The organism is Saccharopolyspora sp. ID03-671 (genome assembly GCF_045278815.1).
Classification (GTDB): Bacteria; Actinomycetota; Actinomycetes; order Mycobacteriales; family Pseudonocardiaceae; genus Saccharopolyspora; species Saccharopolyspora ipomoeae.
Map to the genome: position 1 here is coordinate 2,668,028 of NZ_CP134054.1, position 20,826 is coordinate 2,688,853.

Here is a 20,826-nt window from a genome sequence, read left to right on the forward strand (position 1 = left end):
GATCACCAACGCTATGGATCCGCGGCCGTCGGGACGTCCCCCTACCCGCTCGACCGAACTTGGCCGAAAGTCGTACCCACCCCGGCCGGTCGGCGAAGGTGAGCGGCGATCGGCGCAGCTAGAGTCGATCCGGTGCGCCACCTCCTCGACCATGAGCGCCTGCTGTCCTGGTGGGACGGCAAGGTGCACCACCTGCTGATCGACGTCGCCGTCGCGCTGTGCTTCTGCGGGCTGTTCCGGGAATTCGACTCGCCGTGGGTGTTCCTCCTGCACCTCGCGGGCCTGTTCGCGATGGTGGTGCGCAGGCGGTTCCCGCTGGCGCTCGCGGCCGTGTCGATCGCGCTGCTCGTGTTCGCCCAGTACCTGCCGGTGGCCTGGGTGGCGCTCTACACCTGCGCGCGGCGCTACGGCGCGTCCCGCACGACGTGGATCACCGGTGTCGTGATCATCACCGTGGGGGTCGGCTCGAACTTCGTCCGCTACCCGGGCTGGGACGGGTTCGCGTCCGTGCTGAGCATCGGGGTGAACGCGGCGCTGTTCACGGTCCCGGGCATGCTCGGGTTGTGGCTGCAGCAGCGGCAGGTGCTCGTGGCCGCCACCCGCGAGCGCATCGAGCGGGCCGAGCGGGAACGCGCGCTGCGGGCCGAGCGGGCCGTCGGCGACGAGCGGCGCCGCATCGCCCGCGAGCTGCACGACGTCATCGCCCACCGGGCCAGCGTGCTGTCGCTGCAGGCCGGGGCGCTGACGATGCACGCGAAGGACCAGCGCACCGCCGAGACCGCCGAGATCATCCGGGACAACAGCGCCAAGGCCCTCACCGAGCTGCGGGGCATGCTGCGGGTCCTGCGCGAAGGCCCGTCGGAGATCGCCGAGGCGCCGACCGCGGGCGACATCGCCGAGCTGGTGCGCGAGAACGGGCCCGGGGTGCGGCTGAGCATCCCCGATGAGCTGCCGGAGACCTCCGGGACCACCGGCCGCGCCGCCTACCGGGTGGTGCAGGAAGCGCTGACCAACGCCGCGCGGCACGCGCCGGACGCCGACGTGTCCGTCGTCGTCGAGGCCGGTGACGCGCTGTCGGTGACCGTCACCAACGGCCCGAGCACCCAGCCACCCGCCTCCGGCGCCGGGTACGGGCTGCTCGGGATGCGGGAGCGGGTCGCCCTCGCGGGCGGGACGCTGGAGACCGGGCCGACCGGCGACGGCGGGTTCCGGGTGGCGGCGGTGCTGCCGAAGGTGCCCGAAAGTCGTACCGACTCGTAGCTGGAAGTAAGACGCCCCGCGCCCTGCGGATTCGCGATTCTCGATGCCATGCGGGACATCCGATCCGACATCGAGGAGCAGGGTTGATCACCATCAGGGAACTGACCAAGCGCTACGGCGACCAGCTCGCCGTGGACCAGCTCACCTGCACCATCCGGCCGGGGGTCGTGACCGGCTTCCTCGGCCCGAACGGGGCCGGCAAGTCCACGACGATGCGGCTCATGCTCGGCCTCGACCGCGGCGAGGGCGAGGTGCGCTTCGGCGGCCGCACCTACCGGGAGCTGCCGAACCCGGTGCGCAGCGTGGGCGCGCTGCTCGACGCTCGGGCCGTGCACCCGGGCCGCACGGCGCTCCAGCACCTGCGGATGATCGCGGCGGGCGCCGGGATCCCCGAGCAGCGGGTGCGCGAGGTGCTGGCCGCCGTCGGGCTCGACGACGTGCGGTTCCGCCGCGCGGGCGGGTTCAGCCTCGGCATGCAGCAGCGGCTGGGCATCGCGGCGGCGCTCATCGGCGACCCGGAGCACGTGATCCTCGACGAGCCCACCAACGGGCTCGACCCCGAAGGCGTGCGCTGGATCAGGGCGCTGCTGCGCAACCTCGCCGACGAGGGCAAGACCGTGTTCGTCTCCTCGCACCTGCTCTCCGAGGTCGCGCAGCTCGCCGACGACCTCGTGGTCATCGGCGAGGGCAGGCTGATCGCCGCCGAGCCGGTGCGCGACTTCATCGCCGCGCACACCCGGACCCACGTCGTCGTCCGGACCCCTGACGCCGATCGGTTCCAGGAGTGGTTGCGCGCCAACGGGTTCCCGGTCGCGCAGGAGGACGACGGCGCGCTGCGGGTCGACAGCGGCGACGTCGACGCGGTCAGCGCCGCCGCCCGCCGGGCCGGTGTCGCGATCCGCGAGCTGCACACCCGCCGCAGCAGCCTGGAGGACGCGTTCTTCAACGCCACCGCCGACGCCACGAGCTACCGAGGAGAAGCAGCATGAGGACGCTGGAAGCCCAGCCGCTCGCCGACCGATCCGCCGGCTTCGGGCGCTCGCTGGGGTACGAGTGGGCCGCGTTCCGGAGCCTGCGGTCCAACTGGGTGCTGATGGGGTCCGCGGTGGTCGTCCAGCTGCTGCTGACGATCGTCGCGCACGACGGCCGCGACACCGGCGACATCACCTTCGACAAGGTGCTCTCGGTCGCGTGGCTGTTCACGGTCCTGGTGGCGGCGTTGGGGGTCAACGCCTTCGGGACCGAGTACCGGCACCGGACGATCGTGACGACGGTGCTCACCGCCCGGTCCCGGACGCACGTGCTGCTCGCCAAGGCCGTCGTGGTCACCTCGGCCGCGATCGTCACCGAGTGCGCGGTTCTCGCCTCGTCCTGGCTGGTGCTCGCGGGGATGTTCGGGGCGGCGCCGACGGTGTCGACCTCGCTGGCGCTGGGCTCGGGGGCGGTCGTCTACACCGCGCTGGCCACGCTGGTGGGGCTGGGGCTCGCGGTGCTGCTGCACGGGTCGATCACGCCGATCGCGATGCTGGTGGTGTGGCCGCAGATCGAGATGTTCCTGATCAACCGGCTGGACCTGCCGGAGTGGCTGCTGACCGTGCTGCACCCGTTCTACTCGGCGCGGCAGCTGATCAACGACTCGCCCGAGTGGCCGGGGGCGCTGCCGCTGCTGGGGCTGGCGGCGGTGCTGCTGGGGGCCTCCGCCATCGTGCTGACCCGTCGCGACGTGTGAGTACCGTGACGGGCGTGCTGGTCGAACGGAAGCGCTCGTGGTTGTCGTGGTGGGACGGTTCGCCGCGGTCGCTGCTGTTCGACCTCGCGGTGGCGGCGGCCCCGATCGCCGGGGAGTTCTACTCGCACGGCGGCCGTCTCAGCGACACCGCTCCGCTGACGATCGCGGCGCTGATCACCGGATTCCTCGCGCTGGTGGTGCGCAGGCGCTTCCCGTTCGCGGTGGCGCTGGTGGTCGCCGCGACCGGCCTGCCGATGAATCCCGTGATCGGCCTGTCCGAGGTCGCGCTCTACACCGCGGCGAGCAGGCTCGGCCCGCGAGGGCTGACGTGGATCGCCGTCGCCGCCCACCTGGGGGCCGAGGTGCCGCTCATCTGGGGCTGGGAGCGGTTCGTGCTGGTCCCGATGGCGAGCGTCATCGTCGGAACGGTCGTCGTGCCGCTGCTTCTCGGGCTGTGGGTGTTCGGACGCCGGCGCGCGCTGGCCGACTTCCGGGAGCGGGCCGCGCAGATCGAGCGCGAGCGGGAGCTGCTGGCCGAGCGGGCCGTGGAGGCGCAGCGCCGCGAGATCGCCCGCGAGATGCACGACGTCGTCGCGCACCGCATCGGCGTGGTCTCCCGGCACGCCGACGCGCTCGCCCGCCAGGCCGCCGACGAGCGCAGCGCGGAGCTCGCCGAGGTCCTCCGCTCGACCAGCGCGACCGCGATGTCGGAGCTGCACGACATGCTGCGCGCCCTGCGCGACGACGCCGAACCGGAGCCCGCGTCGGCGAGCACCACCGGCATCGCCGACCTCGTCGACGGCGCCGTGCGGTCGGGGGCGAACGTGCGGCTGGAGATGCCCGAACCCGCCCCGGAGGTCCCGCCCGAGGTGGGGCGCGCGGCCTACCGCGTGGTGCAGGAAGCGCTGACCAACGCCGCCAAGCACTCCCCGCACGCGGCGGTTCGGGTGGAGGTGCGCTGCGAGGACGAGGAGCTGTCGGTGGAGGTGACCAACCGCCGGAGCACTCGCGGGCACGACGTCGCACTCCCCACCTCCGGGTTCGGGCTGGTCGGCATGCGCGAACGGGTGGCCCTCACCGGAGGCACCCTCCACACCGGCCGCACCCCCGAGGGCGGCTACCGAGTCCACGCCTCCTTCCCCCTCACCTCGGGCGCCGACGGCTGAGGGCTCCTGGGGCTCGGCTCCGACGACCGATGAGTTTCCGCCCCCGCATCGGTCATTCCTCGCAGGAGCTGCGCTGGAAGGAGATCGAGATGTCGGAACTGATGGTGGACTTCATCATCTCGCTCGACGGGTACGCGTCCGCCGAGGGATGGCCCGGGTTCTGGGGAATGGAGGGGCCGGAATACCTCGACTGGATCGCCGGGGAGGCCGAGGCGCAGCACGTCGCGCTCATGGGCGCGACGACCTACCGGCTGATGTCCGGCTTCGCCGCCGAAGCACCGTCGGAAGCCGGACTCGCCGAGCTGACCGCACTGCCCAAGGTCGTCTTCTCCTCCACCCTGACCGCGCCGCTGGCCTGGGAGAACAGCGAGCTGATCACGGGCGATGCCGTCACCGCGGTCCGGGAGATGAAGCGACGCGAGACCCGGGAACTGCGCACCATCGGCAGCCTCGGCCTGAGCCGTTCGCTGCTGGAAGCCGGCGTCGTGGATCGGTTCCGCGTGGTCGTCTTCCCGATCATCACCGGTAAGACCGGCCGGGAGCGGATCTTCGACGGCTACCCCGACATCAAGCTCGACCTGATCACCAGCCGCACCTTCGACAACCGCCTCCAACTACTCGAATACACCCCGACGATCCTCGACTCCGAACGCTCGGGGCAGGGCCACCCGGACCCACGAGAGCAGGGACCGGGGCAGTTCTGGTGAAAACCGTCCGGGCAGGCCCCCGGGCTCCCGGCCTCGGCGGAGGGTTGGGACAGTTTTAGCCATAATCACCCATGATCAATGTCCGTTTTGCCCGGACAATTATGGCTAAAACTGTCCCAACACCCACCTCGAACGCCGCGCCCCACCCGGACGAAGACCGGCGCCGGGCACCGCGAGGGTGCCCGGCGCCGGTGTCGATCCCTCCCGGTGTCAGGACCTGGTGTTGCGGGTGCGGTGCACCGCGGTGGCGCCGCGGATCATCAGCAGCACGCCGAGCAGTCCCAGCAGTCCGACGTCGACCGGCGAACCGGTCTGCGCCAGCGGCGCGGTCGAGCCGCCACCCGATCCCGAGGTCTGCTGAACGCCGGAGCCCGCTCCACCACCGTCACCGGTGCCGCCCGACGGGCAGGCGACCGTGATCGTCACGGGAGCACTCGCTTCCGAAGCCGCGCGGGCGTCGGTGGTCTGCGTCGCCGTGATGGTGTGCTCGCCGCAGGACAACGGCTCGCTCGGGGTGAACGTCCAGGTGCCGTCGGAGTTGACCACGGCCGTGCCCATCAGCCGACCGTTGTCGTAGACGGTCACCGTCGCGCCCGGCTCACCGGTACCGGTGATCGGTGGCGTGGTGTCGTCGACCGTGGAGCCGGCGGCCGGCGAGGTGATCACCGGCGGTTCCGGCGACGCCGGCTCGACCACCGTGATCACGACCGGATCCGAGGGCGTCGACGTGGCCCCCGCGGGATTCGTCTGCGTCGCGGTGAGCTCGTGATCGCCGGGCGTCAGCGGGGTCGTCGGCGTGAACGTCCACGTCCCGTCCGACCCCACCACCGCGGTGCCGATCGGCTGGCCGTTGTCGATGATGGTCACGGTCGCCCCCGGCTCACCGGTCCCGGTGATCGCCGGCGTGGTGTCGTCCACAGTGGTCCCCGTCGCCGGTGACGTGATCACCGGCGGTTCCGGAGCGGGCGGGCCGGGAACCGTGACCGTGACGGAGTTCGACGGGTCCGACGTCGCGCCGTCGGGACCCGACTGCGTCGCGGTGATCTGGTGATCACCGGGGCTCCACGGCTCCGTCGGCGTGAACGTCCACGTCCCGTCCGGATTGACCGTCGTGGTGCCGATCGGCTGACCGTTGTCGTAGACGGTCACCTCCGCGCCGGGAACACCCGTGCCGGTGATCGTCGGCGGGTTGTCGGTGACCGTGGAGCCGTCCAGCGGCGAGGTGATCGTCGGCGCGTCGACGCGGTCGCACTCCACGCCGCCCTCGGGGGCCGTCGCCGTGGCGCTCAGCGGCAGCAGTCCGAGGTCCAGGTTCGCGATCTGCCCCAGCAGCGGTGCCGAGATGGAACCGCTGAGGTTGAGGAAGTCCATCGAGCCCGACGCGGTCGCCCCGACCGAGTTGTCCTGCAGCTCACCGACGCTCAGCGTCAGGTTCGTCTGCGCGAACCCGAGGTCGAGGTTGATCGGGATCGACATGCCCGCGGTGAGCACGGTGGTCTGCCCGGCGATCGTGACCGCGACCGAGTAGTCGTCGGCGGTGACCGTGCCGGTCATCCCGTCGGAGGTCGCGGTGATCGTGGGCGAGTCGAGCACCTGGACCTGGACGAGGTTGTTGATCAGCGACAGGCTCGCGACGTTGCCCGTCGCGGTCGAGACGACCGAACCCGAGTTGAGCGTCGTGTTGCCCGACGTCGACACCGCGCCCACGTTCAGGACGTTCAGCCCGGTGCCTGCGACGTCGAGCCCGAGGTTGGCGTTGGCCAGCTCGGTGGTCGATTCGGCGATGGGCGTGCCGTCGGGAACGCAGGAGAGGTCCCCCGGCCAGTTCGTGCTGCCCGAGCCCTGCAGCGCGCCGACGTTGAGCACGCCCGGAACGCTGATGTCACCGAGGCCCATCGCGTAGGAATCGGTCGGTGTTCCCGGCCCGGAATTGGCCTCACCGCTGATCAGGTCGACCGGCAGGCCCAGCGCGTTCGCCCCGACGTTGGAGGATTCCGCGTGCGCCCGAGGGTCTTCGGTGCTGTTGACGTCCGTGGCCGAATGACCGATGTCGGCGTCGACGGTGGGGACGCCGAGACCGCTGAGGCCGAGGGAGAGAACGTCACCGGAGGTGGATCCGGAGTATTGCGCGGGAAGCGGTTCCGCGTACGCGGGTGCGTGGGCCAAGACCCCCATGGACAGTGCCATGAGCACTGAGATGAAGGCCGATTTCGATCGGCGCTTGGACATGGAGAACGCCTTTCCGAACCGAGGGAGCAATATCAACGATCATGCGAAGATCGTTATGGAGCTTAAGCTTCCAATTCGAATTCGGCCCGGCGGCAACCACCATTGGGCGACCTGAACATCCTATTTGGTCGGATGGTCGAAACATGAAAAGAATTGCGGTATGAGCCTTCTCGAAATGCGATCAAGAAAAGGCCGGACTCGGGGTGATCCGAGTCCGGCCGCTCACCAGAACATCATCGAAGATCGAGAATTGCGTATCCGAAAGCCGGAACCGTCACGGTGTGCCCGCTGATGCGGACACCGCTGTCCTCCACCGGCTTCGCACGCGCCAGCCGGTCGTCGGGCACCTCGACCGCGACCTCCTCGCGACTCGGGTTGATCGTCACCAGGAACCGGTCACCGCGCAGGTAGGTCAGCGGGTACCCGTCGTGGAACACCTCCACCGCACCCCCGCTGCCGAGCTCCGGGTGGCGCTTGCGCAGCGCGATGACCCGCTGCACGAAGTTCAGCAGCGAACCCGGATCGGCGAGCTGGCCGGCGACCGTCGGCCGGTTCGGGTCGGGATCCTGCGGGATGTAGAGCTCATCGGCCGGAGCCGTGGAGAACCCGGAGTTGGGCCCGTCGTCCCACTGCATCGGCGTGCGGTTGTTCTGCCTGCCCGCGCTGCCCTCGACGTCGGGAAGCCCTTCGATCAGGCGCATCCCGATCTCCTCGCCGTAGTACAGGGTCGGAACGGTCGGCCAGGTCAGCCAGAACGCGAACGCCGCCGGGATCTCCTCCGGCTTGCGGACCCCGTTGTTGAGCCGCAGCGCGCCGTCGTGGTTGGCCGAGGGCAACAGGATGTGCCCGCGACGCCCGATGGTCCGCTCGGTCTCCTTCCACGCGTCGACGAAGACCTTGGCGGTCCCGGTCCCGTCTGCGCCGAAGTAGGGGTTGTCCTGCCACAACGTCTTCCACGGCGCGCCGTCGCCGGGACCGTTGACGGGCAGGAAGAAGTCGCCGTCGAAACCCGCCGGGACCGAGGTGGCCGGGTCGCCCCACTCGGCGATCATCACCGCGTCGGGGTGCTTCTCGCCGAGCCACGCCCGCATCTCGCCCCACAGCTTGCCGGTCTCGACCCAACCCGGGTCGTCCTTGACCAGCGTCGCCGCCAGGTCGCAGCGGAAGCCGGAAATCCCCAGCTGCAGCCAGTGATCCATCACCTCGCGCATCGCTTCCCGATTGCGCTTGGGGCCTTCGGCGTCGACCGGCTGGCGCCACGGCTCGTCCGGGTTCATCCGGCCGTAGCCGTAGTTGATCGCGGGCTGGGTGTCGTAGTAGTTCTTCAGGAACGCGCCCTCGCGCGGTCCGGGCGAGGCCACGAAGTCCTCCGGCAGGCTGCCGTCCGGCGGCAGCTGGTCCGGTGTCGCCCACACGTAGCGGCTGTCAGCGGGGTCGTTCAGCGAGTTGAGGAACCACGGGTGCTGGTCCGAGGTGTGCCCGGCGACCAGGTCGAACAGCACCCGGATGCCGCGCGACCGCGCCGCTTCCACCATCGCGGCCACGTCGCCCTGCGTGCCGTAGCGCGGGTGCACGCCGACGTAGTCGGTGATGTCGTAGCCGGCGTCGGTGAACGGCGACGGGTAGACCGGGTTCACCCAGATCGCGGTCACGCCGAGCCAGGCCAGGTGGTCGAGGTGTTCGGTGATGCCGCGCAGGTCGCCGATCCCGCTGCCGTCGGTGTCGGCGAAGCTCTGCGGATACACCTGGTAGAGCACGGCGTCGGCCAGCCACGAGGGCTGACCGGACGCCGCGGCGGGCCTCACCCGCGCGATCGGCAGCGCAGCCGCTCCCGCGAGCACCGCCCCCGTACCGACCATGAACGACCGCCTCGACACCACAGCACCCAGCTCCCGTCTGAATACGTATTCAAAGCCGGGTGGAATGTACGTCATCCGGATCGATCACGGAAGGCACGTCGTTTTCACATTCCCCTCCCGTTCCCAGAATTCGACCGCGGCCGCGCCCGGCTCCCACCGAGCGCGGCCACGAGGTCACTTCAGGTCGAGGACGGCGTAGCCGAAGGCCGGGACCGCGAGGTCGTGACCGTCGACGGTGACCCCGCTGTCCTCGACAGGGGTGGCGCCGGCCAGGCGATCGTCGGGGACCGTGACGGTGACCGGGTTCCGGCTGGGGTTGACCGCGACCAGGAACCGGTCGCCGCGCAGGTAGGTCAGCGGGTAGCCGTCGTGGAAGACCTGCACGTCGGCGCCGATGCCGAGCTCGGCGTGCGACTGCCGCAGGGCGATGAGGCGCTGCACCAGGTTCAGCAGCGATCCCGGATCGTTGCGCTGGGTCTCGACGTCCGGCCGGTTCGGGTCGGGGTCCTGCGGGAGGTAGAGGTTTTCGGCGGGAGCGGTCGAGAAACCGGCGTTGGGACCGGTGTTCCACTGCATCGGCGTGCGGTTGTTCTGCCGCCCGTCGCTGCCCTCCACGTCCGGCAGGCCCTCGACCAGGCGCATACCGATCTCCTCGCCGTAGTAGATCAGCGGGACGATCGGCCAGGTCAGCCAGAACGCGTAGACCGCGGGGATCTCCTCCGGCGTGCGGACGCCGTTGTTCAGCCGCAGCGCGGTGTCGTGGTTGGCCGACGGCAGGATCACTCCCCCGGGTCTGCCGATGGCGTCCTCGGCCTCGCGCCAGGCGTCGACGAAGATCTTCGCCGTGCCGGTGCCGTCGGCGCCGAAGTAGGGGTTGTCCTGCCACAACGACCGCCATGCCTCGCCGGTCTGGAAGAAGAAGTCGCCGTCGAAACCGGCCGGAACCGCGACCTTCGGGTCGCCCCACTCCGAGACCAGCACCGCGTCGGGGTGGTTGTCGTCGAGCCAGGCCGCCATCTCACCCAGAGCCCGCCGGTCTCGACGAGGCCCGGATCGTCCTTGATCAGGCTGCCCGCCATGTCGCACCGGAAACCCGAGATGCCCAGCCGCAGCCAGTGATCCATCACCTCGCGCATCGCTTCCCGGTTGCGCTTGGGGCCTTCGGCGTCGATCGGTTGCCGCCACGGTTCGTCCGGGTTCATCCGCGCGTAGCCGTAGTTGATGGCGGGCTGGGTGTCGTAGAAGTTCTTCAGGAACGCGCCCTCGCGGGGACCCGGTGAGGCGACGAAGTTCTCCGGCAGCTCGCCGTTCGGGAACTGATCGGGGGTCGCCCAGACGAACCGGTCGTCCGCGGGGTCGTTGAGCGAGTTGAGGAACCACGGGTGCTGGTCCGAGGTGTGCCCGGCGACCAGGTCGAACAGGATGCGGATGCCGCGCCTGCGCGCTTCGTCGACGAGCCGGACCACGTCGTCCTGCGTGCCGTAGCGCTCGTGCACGCCGACGTAGTCGGACACGTCGTAACCGGCGTCGGTCAGCGGGGAGGAGAAGATCGGGTTCATCCACACCGCGGTGATGCCGAGCCACTGCAGGTGGTCGAGGTGGTCGATGATGCCCTGCAGGTCGCCGACGCCACTGCCGTCGGAGTCGGCGAAGGTCTGCGGGTAGATCTGGTACATCACGGAATCGGCCAGCCACGAGCCGTCCGCGCTCGCCATCGAGGTGAGAGGCCGGGAGATCGGCAGCGCGGTCGCTCCCGCGACCAGCGCACCGGAGATCAGGAACGTTCGCCTGGACACCGTCATACTCTGTTCCCCAATCGGAATGCGTATGAAAATGCCCGGCCGAAGCTACGCCGGTCGATCACCGCGCGGAACGTGCAAGAACCCATCAAGACCCGACTGGCCCAGACCATTCCCGGTTGCCGTTTTTCCCGAGCCTCAGGCCGATCGAGTGATCACGACGCCCATCCGGGTGGGAGTGCCTGGGCTGCGGACAGTTTTAGCCATAATTGCCCATGATCAATGTCCGTTTTGCCCGGTCAATTATGGATAAAACTGTCCACTGGTGACGGACGCACCCCACGACCACGAAGCGGCCCCGGAGGGGTTCCCCCGGGGCCGCTTCGTGCCAGGTTCTCCTCGCGGGGAGGGTTCAGTCCACCAGCAGGTCTTCGATGGTGATCGGGATGTGGCGGACTCGGACGCCGGTGGCGTTGTGGACCGCGTTGGCGACCGCGGCGGCGACGCCGACCGTGCCGATCTCGCCGAGCCCCTTGGCTCCCACCGAGTTGTGCAGCGTGTCCGGGTACTTCACGAACTCCACGTCGACCTCGGGGATGTCGGCGTTGACCGGCAGCAGGTAGCTCGCGAAATCGCCGTTGGCGAGCCGGCCGTTGTCCTCGACCTCCACGGCCTCGTGCAGCGCCGCCGAGATGCCCCAGATCATGCCGCCCTGCAGCTGGCTCGTGGCCAGCTTCTCGTTGATGATCCGGCCGCAGTCGAACACGCCGAGCATCCGCGACACCCGGGTCTCGCGCGTCCACCTGTGCACCTTGACCTCGACGAACTGCGCTCCGAACGAGCTGAAGGAGTGCTTGGTCAGCTCCTCCCCCGGCTGCGAAGTACCGGTCACCGACACCGAGTCGCGGCCCAGCGCCCGCAGCAGCTGGCCGAAGGTGATCGACTCGCCGTCGGCGAACAGCTCGCCGTGGGCGTAGGTGACGTCCTTGCCCGCGAACGGCGCACCCGGCCCGGAGGCCAGCGCGGTGAGCTCGTCGACCGCGGCCGTGCCCGCGAGCTGGATCGCGGTGCCGACGCTGGCCGTCGCCGTCGAGCCGCCCGACAGGCCGCCCGGCGGCAGCGCGGAATCGCCCAGCTGCGGCGTGATCCGGTCCTCCGGCAGGTCCAGCGACTCCGCGCCGATGTGGCGCATCACCGTCAGCAGGCCCGTTCCCGGGTCGGCACCGCTGGTGGAGACCACGGCCGTCTCGTCGGCCCGCAGCTGGATGCCGACCGTGGCCGGGAACCGCAGCGCCGGGAACATGGCCACCGCCACGCCCATGCCGACCTGCCAGTCGCCTTCGGTGCGGCCCTGCTGAGTGCGGTTGGCCCAGCCGAACCGCTGCGCGCCGAGGTCGAAGCACTCGTCGAGGTGCTTGCTGGACCACTGCAGGTCCTTGCCGGGCGGGGCGGTCGAGTTGTTGCGCTTGCGCAGCTCGATCGGGTCCATGCCCAGCTCGACGGCCAGCTCGTCGATCGCGCTCTCCAGCGCGAACGAGCCCGGCGCCTCACCGGGGGCGCGCATGAACGTCGTCGGCGGCACGTTCAGCGGCACGATCCGCTGCGACACCGCGAGGTTCGGCGTCGCGTACCACTCCAGCGAGGTGCCGTGCGAGGTCGGCTCGACGAACGAGCGCGCCGCGTCGGTGGTGCACCACGAGTCGTGCCGGACCGCGATCAGGTTGCCGTCGCGGTCGGCTCCCAGCGCCACCTTCTGCTGCGTGGCGGCGCGGCCCGCGGTCGCGGTGAACACCTGCTCGCGGGTCAGGGTCGCCTTGACCGGCCGGCCCAGAGCGCGACTGGCCGCCGAGGCGAGGAACGCCGGCGTGGAGGTCTTGCCCTTGCCGCCGAAAGCGCCGCCCACGTACGGGTTCACGACGTGGACCTTCGAGGCGTCCACGCCCAGCGCGGCGGCCATGTCGGCGGCCAGCAGGTGCGAACCCTGGTTCGGGGTGTAGAGCGTGAGCTGGTCGCCCTCCCAGACCGCGACCGCGGAGTGCGGTTCCATCGCGGCGTGGTTCTGGGTCGCGGTCGAGTAGGTCTGCTCCACCACGACCGGGCTGGCCTCGAACGCCTCGGCGATCGAGGTCACGCCGGACTCCTCGTCGAGGATCTCCAGGTCTTCGCGGCCCGGTGCCGGCTCGGCCTCGGCCAGTCCCGCCTCGAACGAGGTCTTGCCGGGCCTGGCCTGGTAGCCGGTGCGCACCAGGGCCGCCGCGTCGCGGGCCTGCTCGAAGGTCTCGGCGACGACGAACCCGATCGGCTGGCCGTAGTAGGTGACCTCGCGGTCCTGCAGCGGAACCCACGTCTCGCCCAGCATCGAGGTCGGTGTGTTCAACTCCAGCTTGTCGAACGGCGTGTACACGCCGAGCACACCGGGCGCGCTCTTGGCGGCGGTGACGTCCATGCTCTCGATCTCGCCGTGCGCGATCGTGCTGAGCACGAGGTAGCCGTAGACCGTGCCGGGGACGTTGTTGTCGGCCCCGTACTTGGCCTGGCCGGTGACTTTCAGCGGGCCGTCCAGCCGAGCGGTCACAGCTGCATCCCTTCGGTGGTTTCGAGCAGGGCGCGGACGATCGTCCGCTTCAGCAGGGACACCTTGAAGGCGTTGCCGGACAACGGCTTCGCGCCTTCGGCGGCGAGCGCGGCGGCGGCTTCGAAGGTCTCCTGGGTGGCTGGCTTGCCGCGCAGCACGTCCTCGACGACGCCGAGCTTCCACGGCACCGTCGCCACACCGCCCGCTGCGACGCGGGCGTCGGCGATCACGCCGTCGCGCACGTCCAGCGCCACAGCGGCCGAGGTCAGCGCGAACTCGTAGGACTGCCGGTCGCGGACCTTGACGTAGGTCGAGTTCGCGGCCCAGTCGAGCTTCGGCACGACGACCTCGCCGATGAGCTCGCCCTCGCGCAGGTCGTGCTCGGCCTCCGGCGTCTGGCCCGGCTGCATGTAGAAGTCGGCCAGCTTCACGGTGCGCTCGCCTCCGGCGCTGACCAGCCGGACCTCGGCGTCGAGGGCGACCAGCGCGACCGCGAGGTCGCTGGCGTGGGTGGCCGCGCAGGAGTCGCTGGTGCCCAGGATCGCGTGCATCCGGTTGGCGCCCTCGATCGCCGGGCAGCCGCTGCCCGGATCGCGCCGGTTGCAGGGCATGTCGACGTCGCGGAAGTACCCGCAGCGCGTGCGCTGCATGAGGTTGCCGCCGATGCTGGCCATGTTCCGCAGCTGCTGCGAGGCGCTCTGCAGCAGCGCCCGCGAGATCGCCGGGTACACGCCGGGATTCGCCGCGACGTCGCTCATCCGCTCCAGCGCGCCGATGCGGAGGCCGTGGGAGGTGTCGATCCCGCGCAGCGGCAGACCGTTGATGTTCTGCACCCGCTGCGGGGTGAGCACGTCGAGCTTCATGAGGTCGACGAGGGTGGTGCCGCCGGCCAGGAAGGTTCCGGTGTCGCCGAGCGCCTCGTCGATCGTGGTGGGTGCGGTGAGTTCGAAGGTGCGCATCAGCCCTGCCTCGTCTTCTCGGAGTCCTGCGTGGCCATCTCGGGGCCCTGCGCGGCCTTCTCGGGGCCCTGCCTGGCCTGCTCCACTGCCGCGACGATGTTCGGGTAGGCCGAGCAGCGGCAGATGTTGCCGGACATGAACTCGCGGACGTCCTCGACGTCCTGCTCGACCGCCGCGACGGCCGACATGATCTGGCCTGACGTGCAGAAACCGCACTGCAGCGCGTCCTGGTCGAGGAACGCGCGCTGCACCGGGTGCAGCGACTCGTCGTCGGCGAGCCCTTCGATGGTCGTCACCGGCTTCTGCACGGTGGCCGCCAGCGTGAGGCAGGACAGGACGGGACGGCCGTCGACGTGCACGGTGCACGCACCGCACTGGCCCCGGTCGCAGCCCTTCTTGGGGCCGGTCACGTCGAGCTTCTCGCGCAGCGCGTCGAGCAGGGTCACGCCGGGATCGACGCTGAGCTCTTCCGTCCTGCCGTTGATTTCCAGTGAGAGGTCCACAGAATCTCTTCCCCGCCCAGCACGCAGAACGCGGAGGGCGGAATGCTCGTGGTGGTGGGAGCTAGACTCGACCCTGAACGGATAGTCATCCGCTTCAGGTGGATCCGAAGCTACCGGATTCTTATCCGCTTCGCAACGAGTGTTCTCACCCTCAAGGTTGCCCAGGTTCGGCGAGCGGTGCACTACATTCCGGGTTAAGACCAGGTAGCCGACCGGGGAGGGACGATGACGACGGGCTCGGTGAACCCGCGCCGCGCGGACACCCGGCGCAACCACGAGGCCATCCTCAACGCCGCCGCCCAGTCGCTGGCCTGCACCGAACGGGTCTCGTTCAACCACATCGCCAAGCAGGCGGGGGTCGGCGTCGGCACCGTCTACCGGCACTTCCCCACCCCGGAGTCGCTGATCATCGCCGTCTACCGGCGCGAGCTGGAGCACCTCGGCGAGGTCGCCCCGGAGCTGCTGGACAGGCACGATCCCGAACAGGCGTTCCGCACCTGGGTCACCGATCACCTGGCGCACTACATGATGACCAAGCGCGGTCTCGCCAAGGCGCTCAGCGCCGCGTCGTCCTCCCCTGCCGAGCTGCCGGTCAACGCCCACGAGACGCTGGTCGAGGCGCTGAGCGCGCTGCTGCGCGCCAACGCCGAGGCGGGCAACCTCCGCCCGGACCTGAACCCGGAGACGGTGATGCGCGGCCTCGGCGGCCTGCTCTACCTCGACCCCAAGAGCGACTGGCGCACCGAGACCAGCGACCTCCTCGACCTCCTCTGGCGCGGCATGCGCGTCTGAACCGGGCCCGTCCGGATCAGGCTGCCAGGACGTCCAATTCGGACTTGGCCTGCGGCGTGAGCTCGACGTCGACGGCGGCGATGTTCTCGGCGAGGTGGTCCGGGTCGGCCGTTCCTGGGATGAGCAGCGCGTTCTCGTAGTGGGCGAGTTCCCACGCGAGGCCGATCTGGGCCGGGGTGGCGCCGGACTCGTCGGCGATCCGCTTGACCGCGGGGTTGTCGGTGACCTTGGGCGCTCCTGGGAAGGCCGAGCCCAACGGGAAGAACGGGACCCACGGGATGCCGTGCTCGCGGCAGAGGTCCAGGACCGGTTCGGACCCGCGATCGAGGACGCTGTGGGCGTTCTGGACGCAGGCGATCCCGACCGGCAGCGCCTGCTTCAGCTTCTCCGCGGACACGGCGCTGAGGCCGATGGCGCCGATCTTGCCCTCGTCGCGCAGCGCGGCGAGTTCGGCCAGCTGGTCGTCGAGGTCGACGACCTGGTCGCCCTCGGCGACGACGCCCGGTGGGATGTCGGTGCGGCGCAGGTTGATCACCGGGATCCGCTCGACGCCGAGCTGGGCGAGGTTGGCCTCGACCCCGGCGCGCAACTGCTCCGGGCGCTGGGCCAGGACCAGGCCGATCTCGGTCTGCGGTGCGTGCTCGGCGCCGACCTTGCTGACCAGCACGAGATCGTCCGGGTAAGGGCTCAGCGCCTCGCGGATCAGCGCGTTCGCCTCGCCCGGACCGTAGAAGTGCGCGGTGTCGATGTGGTTGACGCCGGACTCGACGGCGCGGCGCAGCACGGCGATCGCGGTGTCCCGGTCCCGGCCGGGGAGCTGCATCGCGCCGAATCCGACGCGCGCGACGCGCCGTCCGGCGAGGTCGGAGTAGGTGTTCATGGCGCACCCCTGGGATAGTGGAGGACGAGGCGGAGGACCCTCCGCTTCAACCAGACTAGCACGGAAGCGGAGGATCCTCCGATTAACCAGCAGGAGATGCGCTCCGACGCGCGCCGGAACCGGGAGCGCCTGGTCGCGGCGGCCCGGGAGGCGTTCGCCTCGGGCGAGCCGAAGGTGTCGCTGGATTCGGTCGCCCGCGCGGCCCGCGTCGGCATCGGCACGCTGTACCGGCACTTCCCCACCCGGGAGGCGCTGGCCGAGGCCGTCTACCAGACCGAGTTCGCCGCGCTGCGCGACAGCGCCGCCGAACTCCTCGCCGAACTCCCGCCGGACGCCGCGCTGCGCGCCTGGATGGCCCGGTTCGGCGAGTACGTCGCCACCAAGCGCGAGATGGCCGAGGCGCTGCGCGCGGTCATCGCCACCATCCCGCTGTCGGCCAAGCGAGCCGAGCTCGCCGAAGCCGCCCGCACAGTCCTGGAGGCGGGCGCCGCCGACGGCTCGCTGCGCCCCGACGTCCTGCCCGAGGACGTCGTCGCCGCCGTCGTCGGCATCCACCTCGCCACCCCCGACGATCCCGAGCAGGCCGCCAGAATCCTCGACCTCTTCATGGACGCCCTCCGCCCCTGACCACTCGCCCGAGGGAACTTCTTCGAGCCTCGGGACCGAGGCCGTCGCCACTGATCAGAGGGCGCCTGGACGGTTTCCGAGTTCTGGTGGGGTTCGAGCGGACGGCGCGGCCTCCGGAGAGCTGAAAATCGGTTGCCGGGGACGGGTCCGGGGAGCAGGCTGCCCGGGTGGAGTTCACCGAGGTGCAGGTCGGCGAGGCCGGGTGCGGGCCTTACGGGGTGGCCGTCGATCTCGACGGGGACGTGTGGTGCACGGAGGTGCACCGCGGGCGCGTGGGGCGGCTGGGGGCCGACGGCGACTACCGGGGTTTTCAGGTGGGTCCCGTGGACTGCCGGCCCACCGTCATCGTGGCCGGTCCGGACGAGGCGATGTGGTTCAGCCTGTACCAGGGCAACGGGATCGGGCGGGTGGGGCTCGACGGGTCGGTGCGGTGCTTCGGCGTTCCGGGCGCCAACCCGTACGGGCTCGCGGTCGGCCCGGACTCGGCCCTGTGGTTCACGGCGATGAACACCGACCGGATCGGGCGGATCACCATCGACGGCGCGATCAGCGAGTTCGACCTGCCGACCCCGGGCGGTTTCCCGTCGATGATCACCACCGGCCCGGACGGCGCGCTGTGGTTCACGCTCAACCAGGCGAACGCGATCGGCCGGATCGACGTCGAAGGCGCGGTGCGCACGTTCCCGCTGCCGACCGCGAACGCGGCCCCGGTCGGCATCACCAGCACTGGCGACGCCCTCTGCTTCGTCGAGATCGGCGCAGGTCAAATAGGCCGCATCACTCCGGAGGGTGAGATCGTCGAGCACCCGCTCCCGGACCGCGAGGCGCGCCCGCACGCGATCACTGCGGTTCCCGGCGGCTCCTGCTGCTTCACCGAGTGGGCCACCGGTCGCATCGGCCGCATCACCCCGTCCGGCGGCATCGAGACCCACGCCCTCCCCCGCCCGGACTCCGAACCCCACGGGCTCACCACCGCGCCCGACGGAACGCTCTGGGTCGCCCTGGAATCCGGGGCTCTGGCCTGGACCGCCCTCACCAGCTGACGGTTTTAGCCATAACTGTCCGGACATAACGGACATTGATCATGGGTGATTACGGCTAAAACTGTCCCCTGCTGACCGACGTCGGGAACGGGACGCGGAGCACGGGACGTCAGGAGAGCCATTCGAGGGTGGTGGTGACGAGAGCTTTGACTCCGGTGGTGAGGGTGGGTTCGATCTCGGGGGCGAAGTGCGGGGAGTGATTGGCGGGGATCATCTCGGCCACCGCGTCCTCGGCGAGGGCCTTCTGGAAGCGGCCGGGTTCCGTACCGCCGAAGAACCAGTAGCAGGTCGGGACCCCCGCTTCGGTGCCGAAGAGGCCCACGTCTTCGCTGGCCATCGCCGGTGGGAGGTCGAGGACCGCGTGCTCGCCCAGCGCGGTGCGCAGGGCCTTGGCGGTGCGGTCGGTGGCATCGGGGTCGTTGACCAGCAGCGGGAAGCGGTTGAGCTGCTCGAACTCGGGCTCCCGGTCGGCGCCGGAAGCCACCGCTTCGGCGCGGACGATGCGGCGGATGGCGGCCAGCACCCGCTCGCGGACGCGCTCGTCGAACGAGCGAACGTTGACCAGCAGTTCCGCCTGATCGGGGATGATGTTGCCCTGGGTGCCCGCGCGGATCGACCCGACCGTGACCACCGCCGTGTCGTCGCCGGCGACCTCGCGGGAGACCACGGTCTGCAGCCGCAGCACCGTCGCCGAGGCCATCACCACCGGGTCCACCGCGTTCTGCGGCTGCGAACCGTGCCCGCCGCGCCCGAACATGGTGATCTTCAGGGTGTCCGCGGCCGACATGCTCGGCCCGCGCATCATCCCCACGAGCCCGCTCTGGAACGGGAACACGTGCTGCCCCAGGCACACGTCCGGGCGCGGGAACCGCTCCAGCAGCCCGTCGTCGAGCATCGCCCGCGCCCCGGCGCCGATCTCCTCGGCGGGCTGGAACACCGCCAGCACCGTCCCCGACCAGCGCGAACGAGCCGAGACCAGCAGGTCCAGCGCACCGACCAGGCAGGTCACGTGCATGTCGTGACCGCACGCGTGCATCACGGGCACGTCCGAGCCGTCGGCGGCCGTCGCCCGCTGGGTGCTCGCGTAGTCCAGGCCGGTCCGCTCCAGCACCGGCAGCGCGTCGAAGTCCGCGCGCAGCAGCACCGTCGGCCCGTCCCCGTTGCGCAGCACGCCCACCACGCCGGTCCCGCCGACCCCGGTGGTGACCTCCAGACCCAGCTCACCGAGCCGCCGCGCGACCTCGGCCGCCGTCCGGTGCTCCTGGAACGACAGCTCCGGGTGGGCGTGCAGGTCCTCGTAGAGGACGTGCAGGTCGTCGCGGATGTCGTCCAGCCGCCGGAAATCCATCTCAGCCTCCGATGTCGCCGCCTACTCGCACGATTGCGGACCGAACGGCTGCCCGGAAGGCCAGACCAGGGACTCCTGGACCGGGTGCCCGTTCACGTCCAGGCGCATGATCGGCATCGCCTTGCCCACCGGATTCCCCTGCCCGGCATGACCGTTCTTGTACGCGATTTTGCCGGTGGCACCGCCGAACGGCTCGACGCAGTCGAGGGCCTTGATCTTGTCGGCCACCATGCCGTACGCCCCGCCCACCTCACGGGCGGCCTTCGTCGCCACCAGGAACGCGTCGTGGACCGACATCGCGTAACCGTCGATCAGGGCGTCGGCGTTGTCCATCCCCATCCCGACGAACGCCGACTCGAAGGATTCGTAGCTGGCCCGGCTCTCCTCCTGCCCGGGCACGCCGTCCCACTGCCCCTTGGTCGCGACGCTGGTGTAGAGCACCCGCACCTGGCGGTTGTCGAACCTGGGCAGCGGTCGCCCCACGAGGTTGGTGGCGTCATCGCTCGTGATCACGTCCACGTCGGACATCCCGGTGCAGTTCGTGTTCTGCGACATGACGTCGAGCAACGATCTCAAGTCGTTGCCGCGACCGGCGAAGTACAGGTGAGTGGGCTTCTCCAAGCAGATCCTCGAGTAGACGCGGGCGAACTCGCCGGCCATGAAGTCCGGCCGCGCTGTTCCCGAGGGATCGCTCAACGAGGTGAACTCGGCCGAACTGATCTCCTGGTCTCGGTAGGCGTCCTTGAACGCCTCGGCCAGCGTGAGCGAGTAGCTGTCGGCGTCGTTGGTGTCCTCGACCAGCATCACCTTCTCCGGCCGCTGTTGCCGCAGGTAGGCGGCGCCGGCCTTGGCAGCGTCGATGTTGGTCGGGGTGATCCGGAAGAACTCGTGGAGCTTCTCACCGGTGTCGACGTGCTGGTTCATGTCGTCAGCGCTGGCCATCCCGCTGACCACGGCGATCCCGTGATCGGCGAGCCCGCTCGCCGCCGTCCGGGAGTGCTCCAGGCTCTGCCCCAGCCCGACGACCGCGACGATGCGCTCCTGCTCGCGGGCGAGCTCGATCTGCCGCACCGCCTCCGCCGCCTGGACCTCGTCGGTGCCGTAGTTGGCGAGCAGCAGCTTCACCTTCGGCGTCTTGGCCCCCACCGCGGTCGTGTCGTTGGCGCGCCGCGCTGCGGTGAGCGCGCCCTCCACGCCGTGGCGCACGGTGTCACCCCCGATGCTGTCGATCGAGGGATCCGGCGTCATGTTGTCCAGCACCACGACCGTGACGAAGTCCGGGTCGGTCACGCCCGCGTTGTGCTCGACGACCCGTTCCCGCAGTGCGGCGACCGCGTCGTTGGTGCCGAACGAGCCGCTCTCGACGTTCAGACCGACGCAGCTGCCCGATGAGCCTGCTGCGGACATCCC

19 protein-coding genes are annotated in these 20,826 nt (G+C 70.3%); 9 read left to right on the top strand and 10 right to left on the bottom strand.

Annotated elements, in window-relative coordinates:
• Window positions 1-132 precede the first annotated feature (132 nt).
• From REH65_RS11950 to REH65_RS11970, 5 genes are all read left to right on the top strand, one after another.
• On the top strand, window positions 133-1,260 hold the full coding sequence (locus tag REH65_RS11950) for a sensor histidine kinase (protein WP_406692470.1): 1,128 nt from the start codon (window positions 133-135) through the stop codon (window positions 1,258-1,260).
• A gap of 83 nt (window positions 1,261-1,343) precedes the next feature.
• Complete coding sequence (locus tag REH65_RS11955) at window positions 1,344-2,249, top strand: ABC transporter ATP-binding protein (RefSeq protein ID WP_406692471.1); 906 nt, start codon at window positions 1,344-1,346, stop codon at window positions 2,247-2,249.
• On the top strand, window positions 2,246-2,989 hold the full coding sequence (locus tag REH65_RS11960; protein WP_406692472.1) for an ABC transporter permease: 744 nt from the start codon (window positions 2,246-2,248) through the stop codon (window positions 2,987-2,989). Before REH65_RS11955 ends, REH65_RS11960 begins: the two co-directional genes overlap by 4 nt.
• Before the next feature lie 14 nt (window positions 2,990-3,003).
• Complete coding sequence (locus tag REH65_RS11965) at window positions 3,004-4,155, top strand: sensor histidine kinase (protein WP_406692473.1); 1,152 nt, start codon at window positions 3,004-3,006, stop codon at window positions 4,153-4,155.
• An 89-nt stretch (window positions 4,156-4,244) separates the two neighbouring features.
• A complete protein-coding gene (locus tag REH65_RS11970) occupies window positions 4,245-4,862 on the top strand; it encodes a dihydrofolate reductase family protein (protein WP_406692474.1) in 618 nt (205 codons plus the stop codon).
• A gap of 210 nt (window positions 4,863-5,072) precedes the next feature.
• Here the strand turns inward: REH65_RS11970 and REH65_RS11975 are convergent, their stop codons facing one another.
• The gene (locus tag REH65_RS11975) at window positions 5,073-7,049 is read right to left on the bottom strand and encodes an Ig-like domain-containing protein (RefSeq protein WP_406692475.1); all 1,977 of its coding nucleotides are present in this window, start codon (window positions 7,047-7,049) and stop codon (window positions 5,073-5,075) included.
• Between REH65_RS11975 and REH65_RS11980 the strand changes: the two genes are divergently transcribed.
• The gene (locus REH65_RS11980; protein ID WP_406692476.1) at window positions 7,048-7,206 is read left to right on the top strand and encodes a hypothetical protein; all 159 of its coding nucleotides are present in this window, start codon (window positions 7,048-7,050) and stop codon (window positions 7,204-7,206) included. The genes REH65_RS11975 and REH65_RS11980 overlap by 2 nt on opposite strands.
• Before the next feature lie 118 nt (window positions 7,207-7,324).
• Here REH65_RS11980 and REH65_RS11985 read toward each other — a convergent pair whose 3' ends face one another.
• The 6 genes from REH65_RS11985 to REH65_RS12010 form a co-directional block, all read right to left on the bottom strand.
• Window positions 7,325-8,950 (bottom strand): alpha-amylase family glycosyl hydrolase, encoded by a 1,626-nt coding sequence (locus REH65_RS11985; RefSeq protein WP_406692477.1) that lies wholly within the window; start codon window positions 8,948-8,950, stop codon window positions 7,325-7,327.
• Between the two features lie 174 nt (window positions 8,951-9,124).
• The gene (locus REH65_RS11990) at window positions 9,125-9,838 is read right to left on the bottom strand and encodes a hypothetical protein (protein ID WP_406692478.1); all 714 of its coding nucleotides are present in this window, start codon (window positions 9,836-9,838) and stop codon (window positions 9,125-9,127) included.
• Window positions 9,730-10,746, bottom strand: a complete 1,017-nt coding sequence (locus tag REH65_RS11995) for an alpha-amylase family glycosyl hydrolase (RefSeq protein ID WP_406692479.1) — start codon at window positions 10,744-10,746, stop codon at window positions 9,730-9,732. The genes REH65_RS11990 and REH65_RS11995 overlap by 109 nt, the downstream gene beginning before the upstream one ends.
• A 355-nt stretch (window positions 10,747-11,101) precedes the next feature.
• Window positions 11,102-13,264: a xanthine dehydrogenase family protein molybdopterin-binding subunit gene (locus REH65_RS12000; RefSeq protein ID WP_406692480.1), complete on the bottom strand. Its 2,163-nt coding sequence runs from the start codon at window positions 13,262-13,264 to the stop codon at window positions 11,102-11,104.
• On the bottom strand, window positions 13,261-14,223 hold the full coding sequence (locus tag REH65_RS12005; RefSeq protein WP_406692481.1) for an FAD binding domain-containing protein: 963 nt from the start codon (window positions 14,221-14,223) through the stop codon (window positions 13,261-13,263). The genes REH65_RS12000 and REH65_RS12005 overlap by 4 nt, the downstream gene beginning before the upstream one ends.
• On the bottom strand, window positions 14,223-14,726 hold the full coding sequence (locus REH65_RS12010; RefSeq protein ID WP_406692482.1) for a (2Fe-2S)-binding protein: 504 nt from the start codon (window positions 14,724-14,726) through the stop codon (window positions 14,223-14,225). Before REH65_RS12010 ends, REH65_RS12005 begins: the two co-directional genes overlap by 1 nt.
• A gap of 225 nt (window positions 14,727-14,951) precedes the next feature.
• Between REH65_RS12010 and REH65_RS12015 the strand changes: the two genes are divergently transcribed.
• Window positions 14,952-15,518, top strand: coding sequence for a TetR/AcrR family transcriptional regulator (locus REH65_RS12015; protein WP_406692483.1), 567 nt, complete (start codon window positions 14,952-14,954; stop codon window positions 15,516-15,518).
• 16 nt (window positions 15,519-15,534) lie between these two features.
• On the opposite strand, the gene REH65_RS12020 is transcribed toward REH65_RS12015, so the two are convergent.
• Window positions 15,535-16,398, bottom strand: a complete 864-nt coding sequence (locus REH65_RS12020; RefSeq protein WP_406692484.1) for an aldo/keto reductase — start codon at window positions 16,396-16,398, stop codon at window positions 15,535-15,537.
• Between the two features lie 96 nt (window positions 16,399-16,494).
• Here REH65_RS12020 and REH65_RS12025 point away from each other — a divergent pair, with 96 nt between their 5' ends.
• Both REH65_RS12025 and REH65_RS12030 read left to right on the top strand, forming a co-directional pair.
• Window positions 16,495-17,025 carry a TetR/AcrR family transcriptional regulator gene (locus REH65_RS12025; RefSeq protein ID WP_281456223.1) on the top strand — a complete coding sequence of 177 codons (531 nt, stop codon included), beginning with the start codon at window positions 16,495-16,497 and terminating at the stop codon, window positions 17,023-17,025.
• 167 nt (window positions 17,026-17,192) lie between these two features.
• On the top strand, window positions 17,193-18,068 hold the full coding sequence (locus REH65_RS12030) for a virginiamycin B lyase (protein ID WP_406692485.1): 876 nt from the start codon (window positions 17,193-17,195) through the stop codon (window positions 18,066-18,068).
• Between the two features lie 109 nt (window positions 18,069-18,177).
• On the opposite strand, the gene REH65_RS12035 is transcribed toward REH65_RS12030, so the two are convergent.
• Both REH65_RS12035 and REH65_RS12040 read right to left on the bottom strand, forming a co-directional pair.
• Complete coding sequence (locus REH65_RS12035) at window positions 18,178-19,416, bottom strand: amidohydrolase (RefSeq protein WP_406692486.1); 1,239 nt, start codon at window positions 19,414-19,416, stop codon at window positions 18,178-18,180.
• A gap of 21 nt (window positions 19,417-19,437) precedes the next feature.
• Complete coding sequence (locus tag REH65_RS12040; protein WP_406692487.1) at window positions 19,438-20,823, bottom strand: ABC transporter substrate-binding protein; 1,386 nt, start codon at window positions 20,821-20,823, stop codon at window positions 19,438-19,440.
• Window positions 20,824-20,826 lie beyond the last annotated feature (3 nt).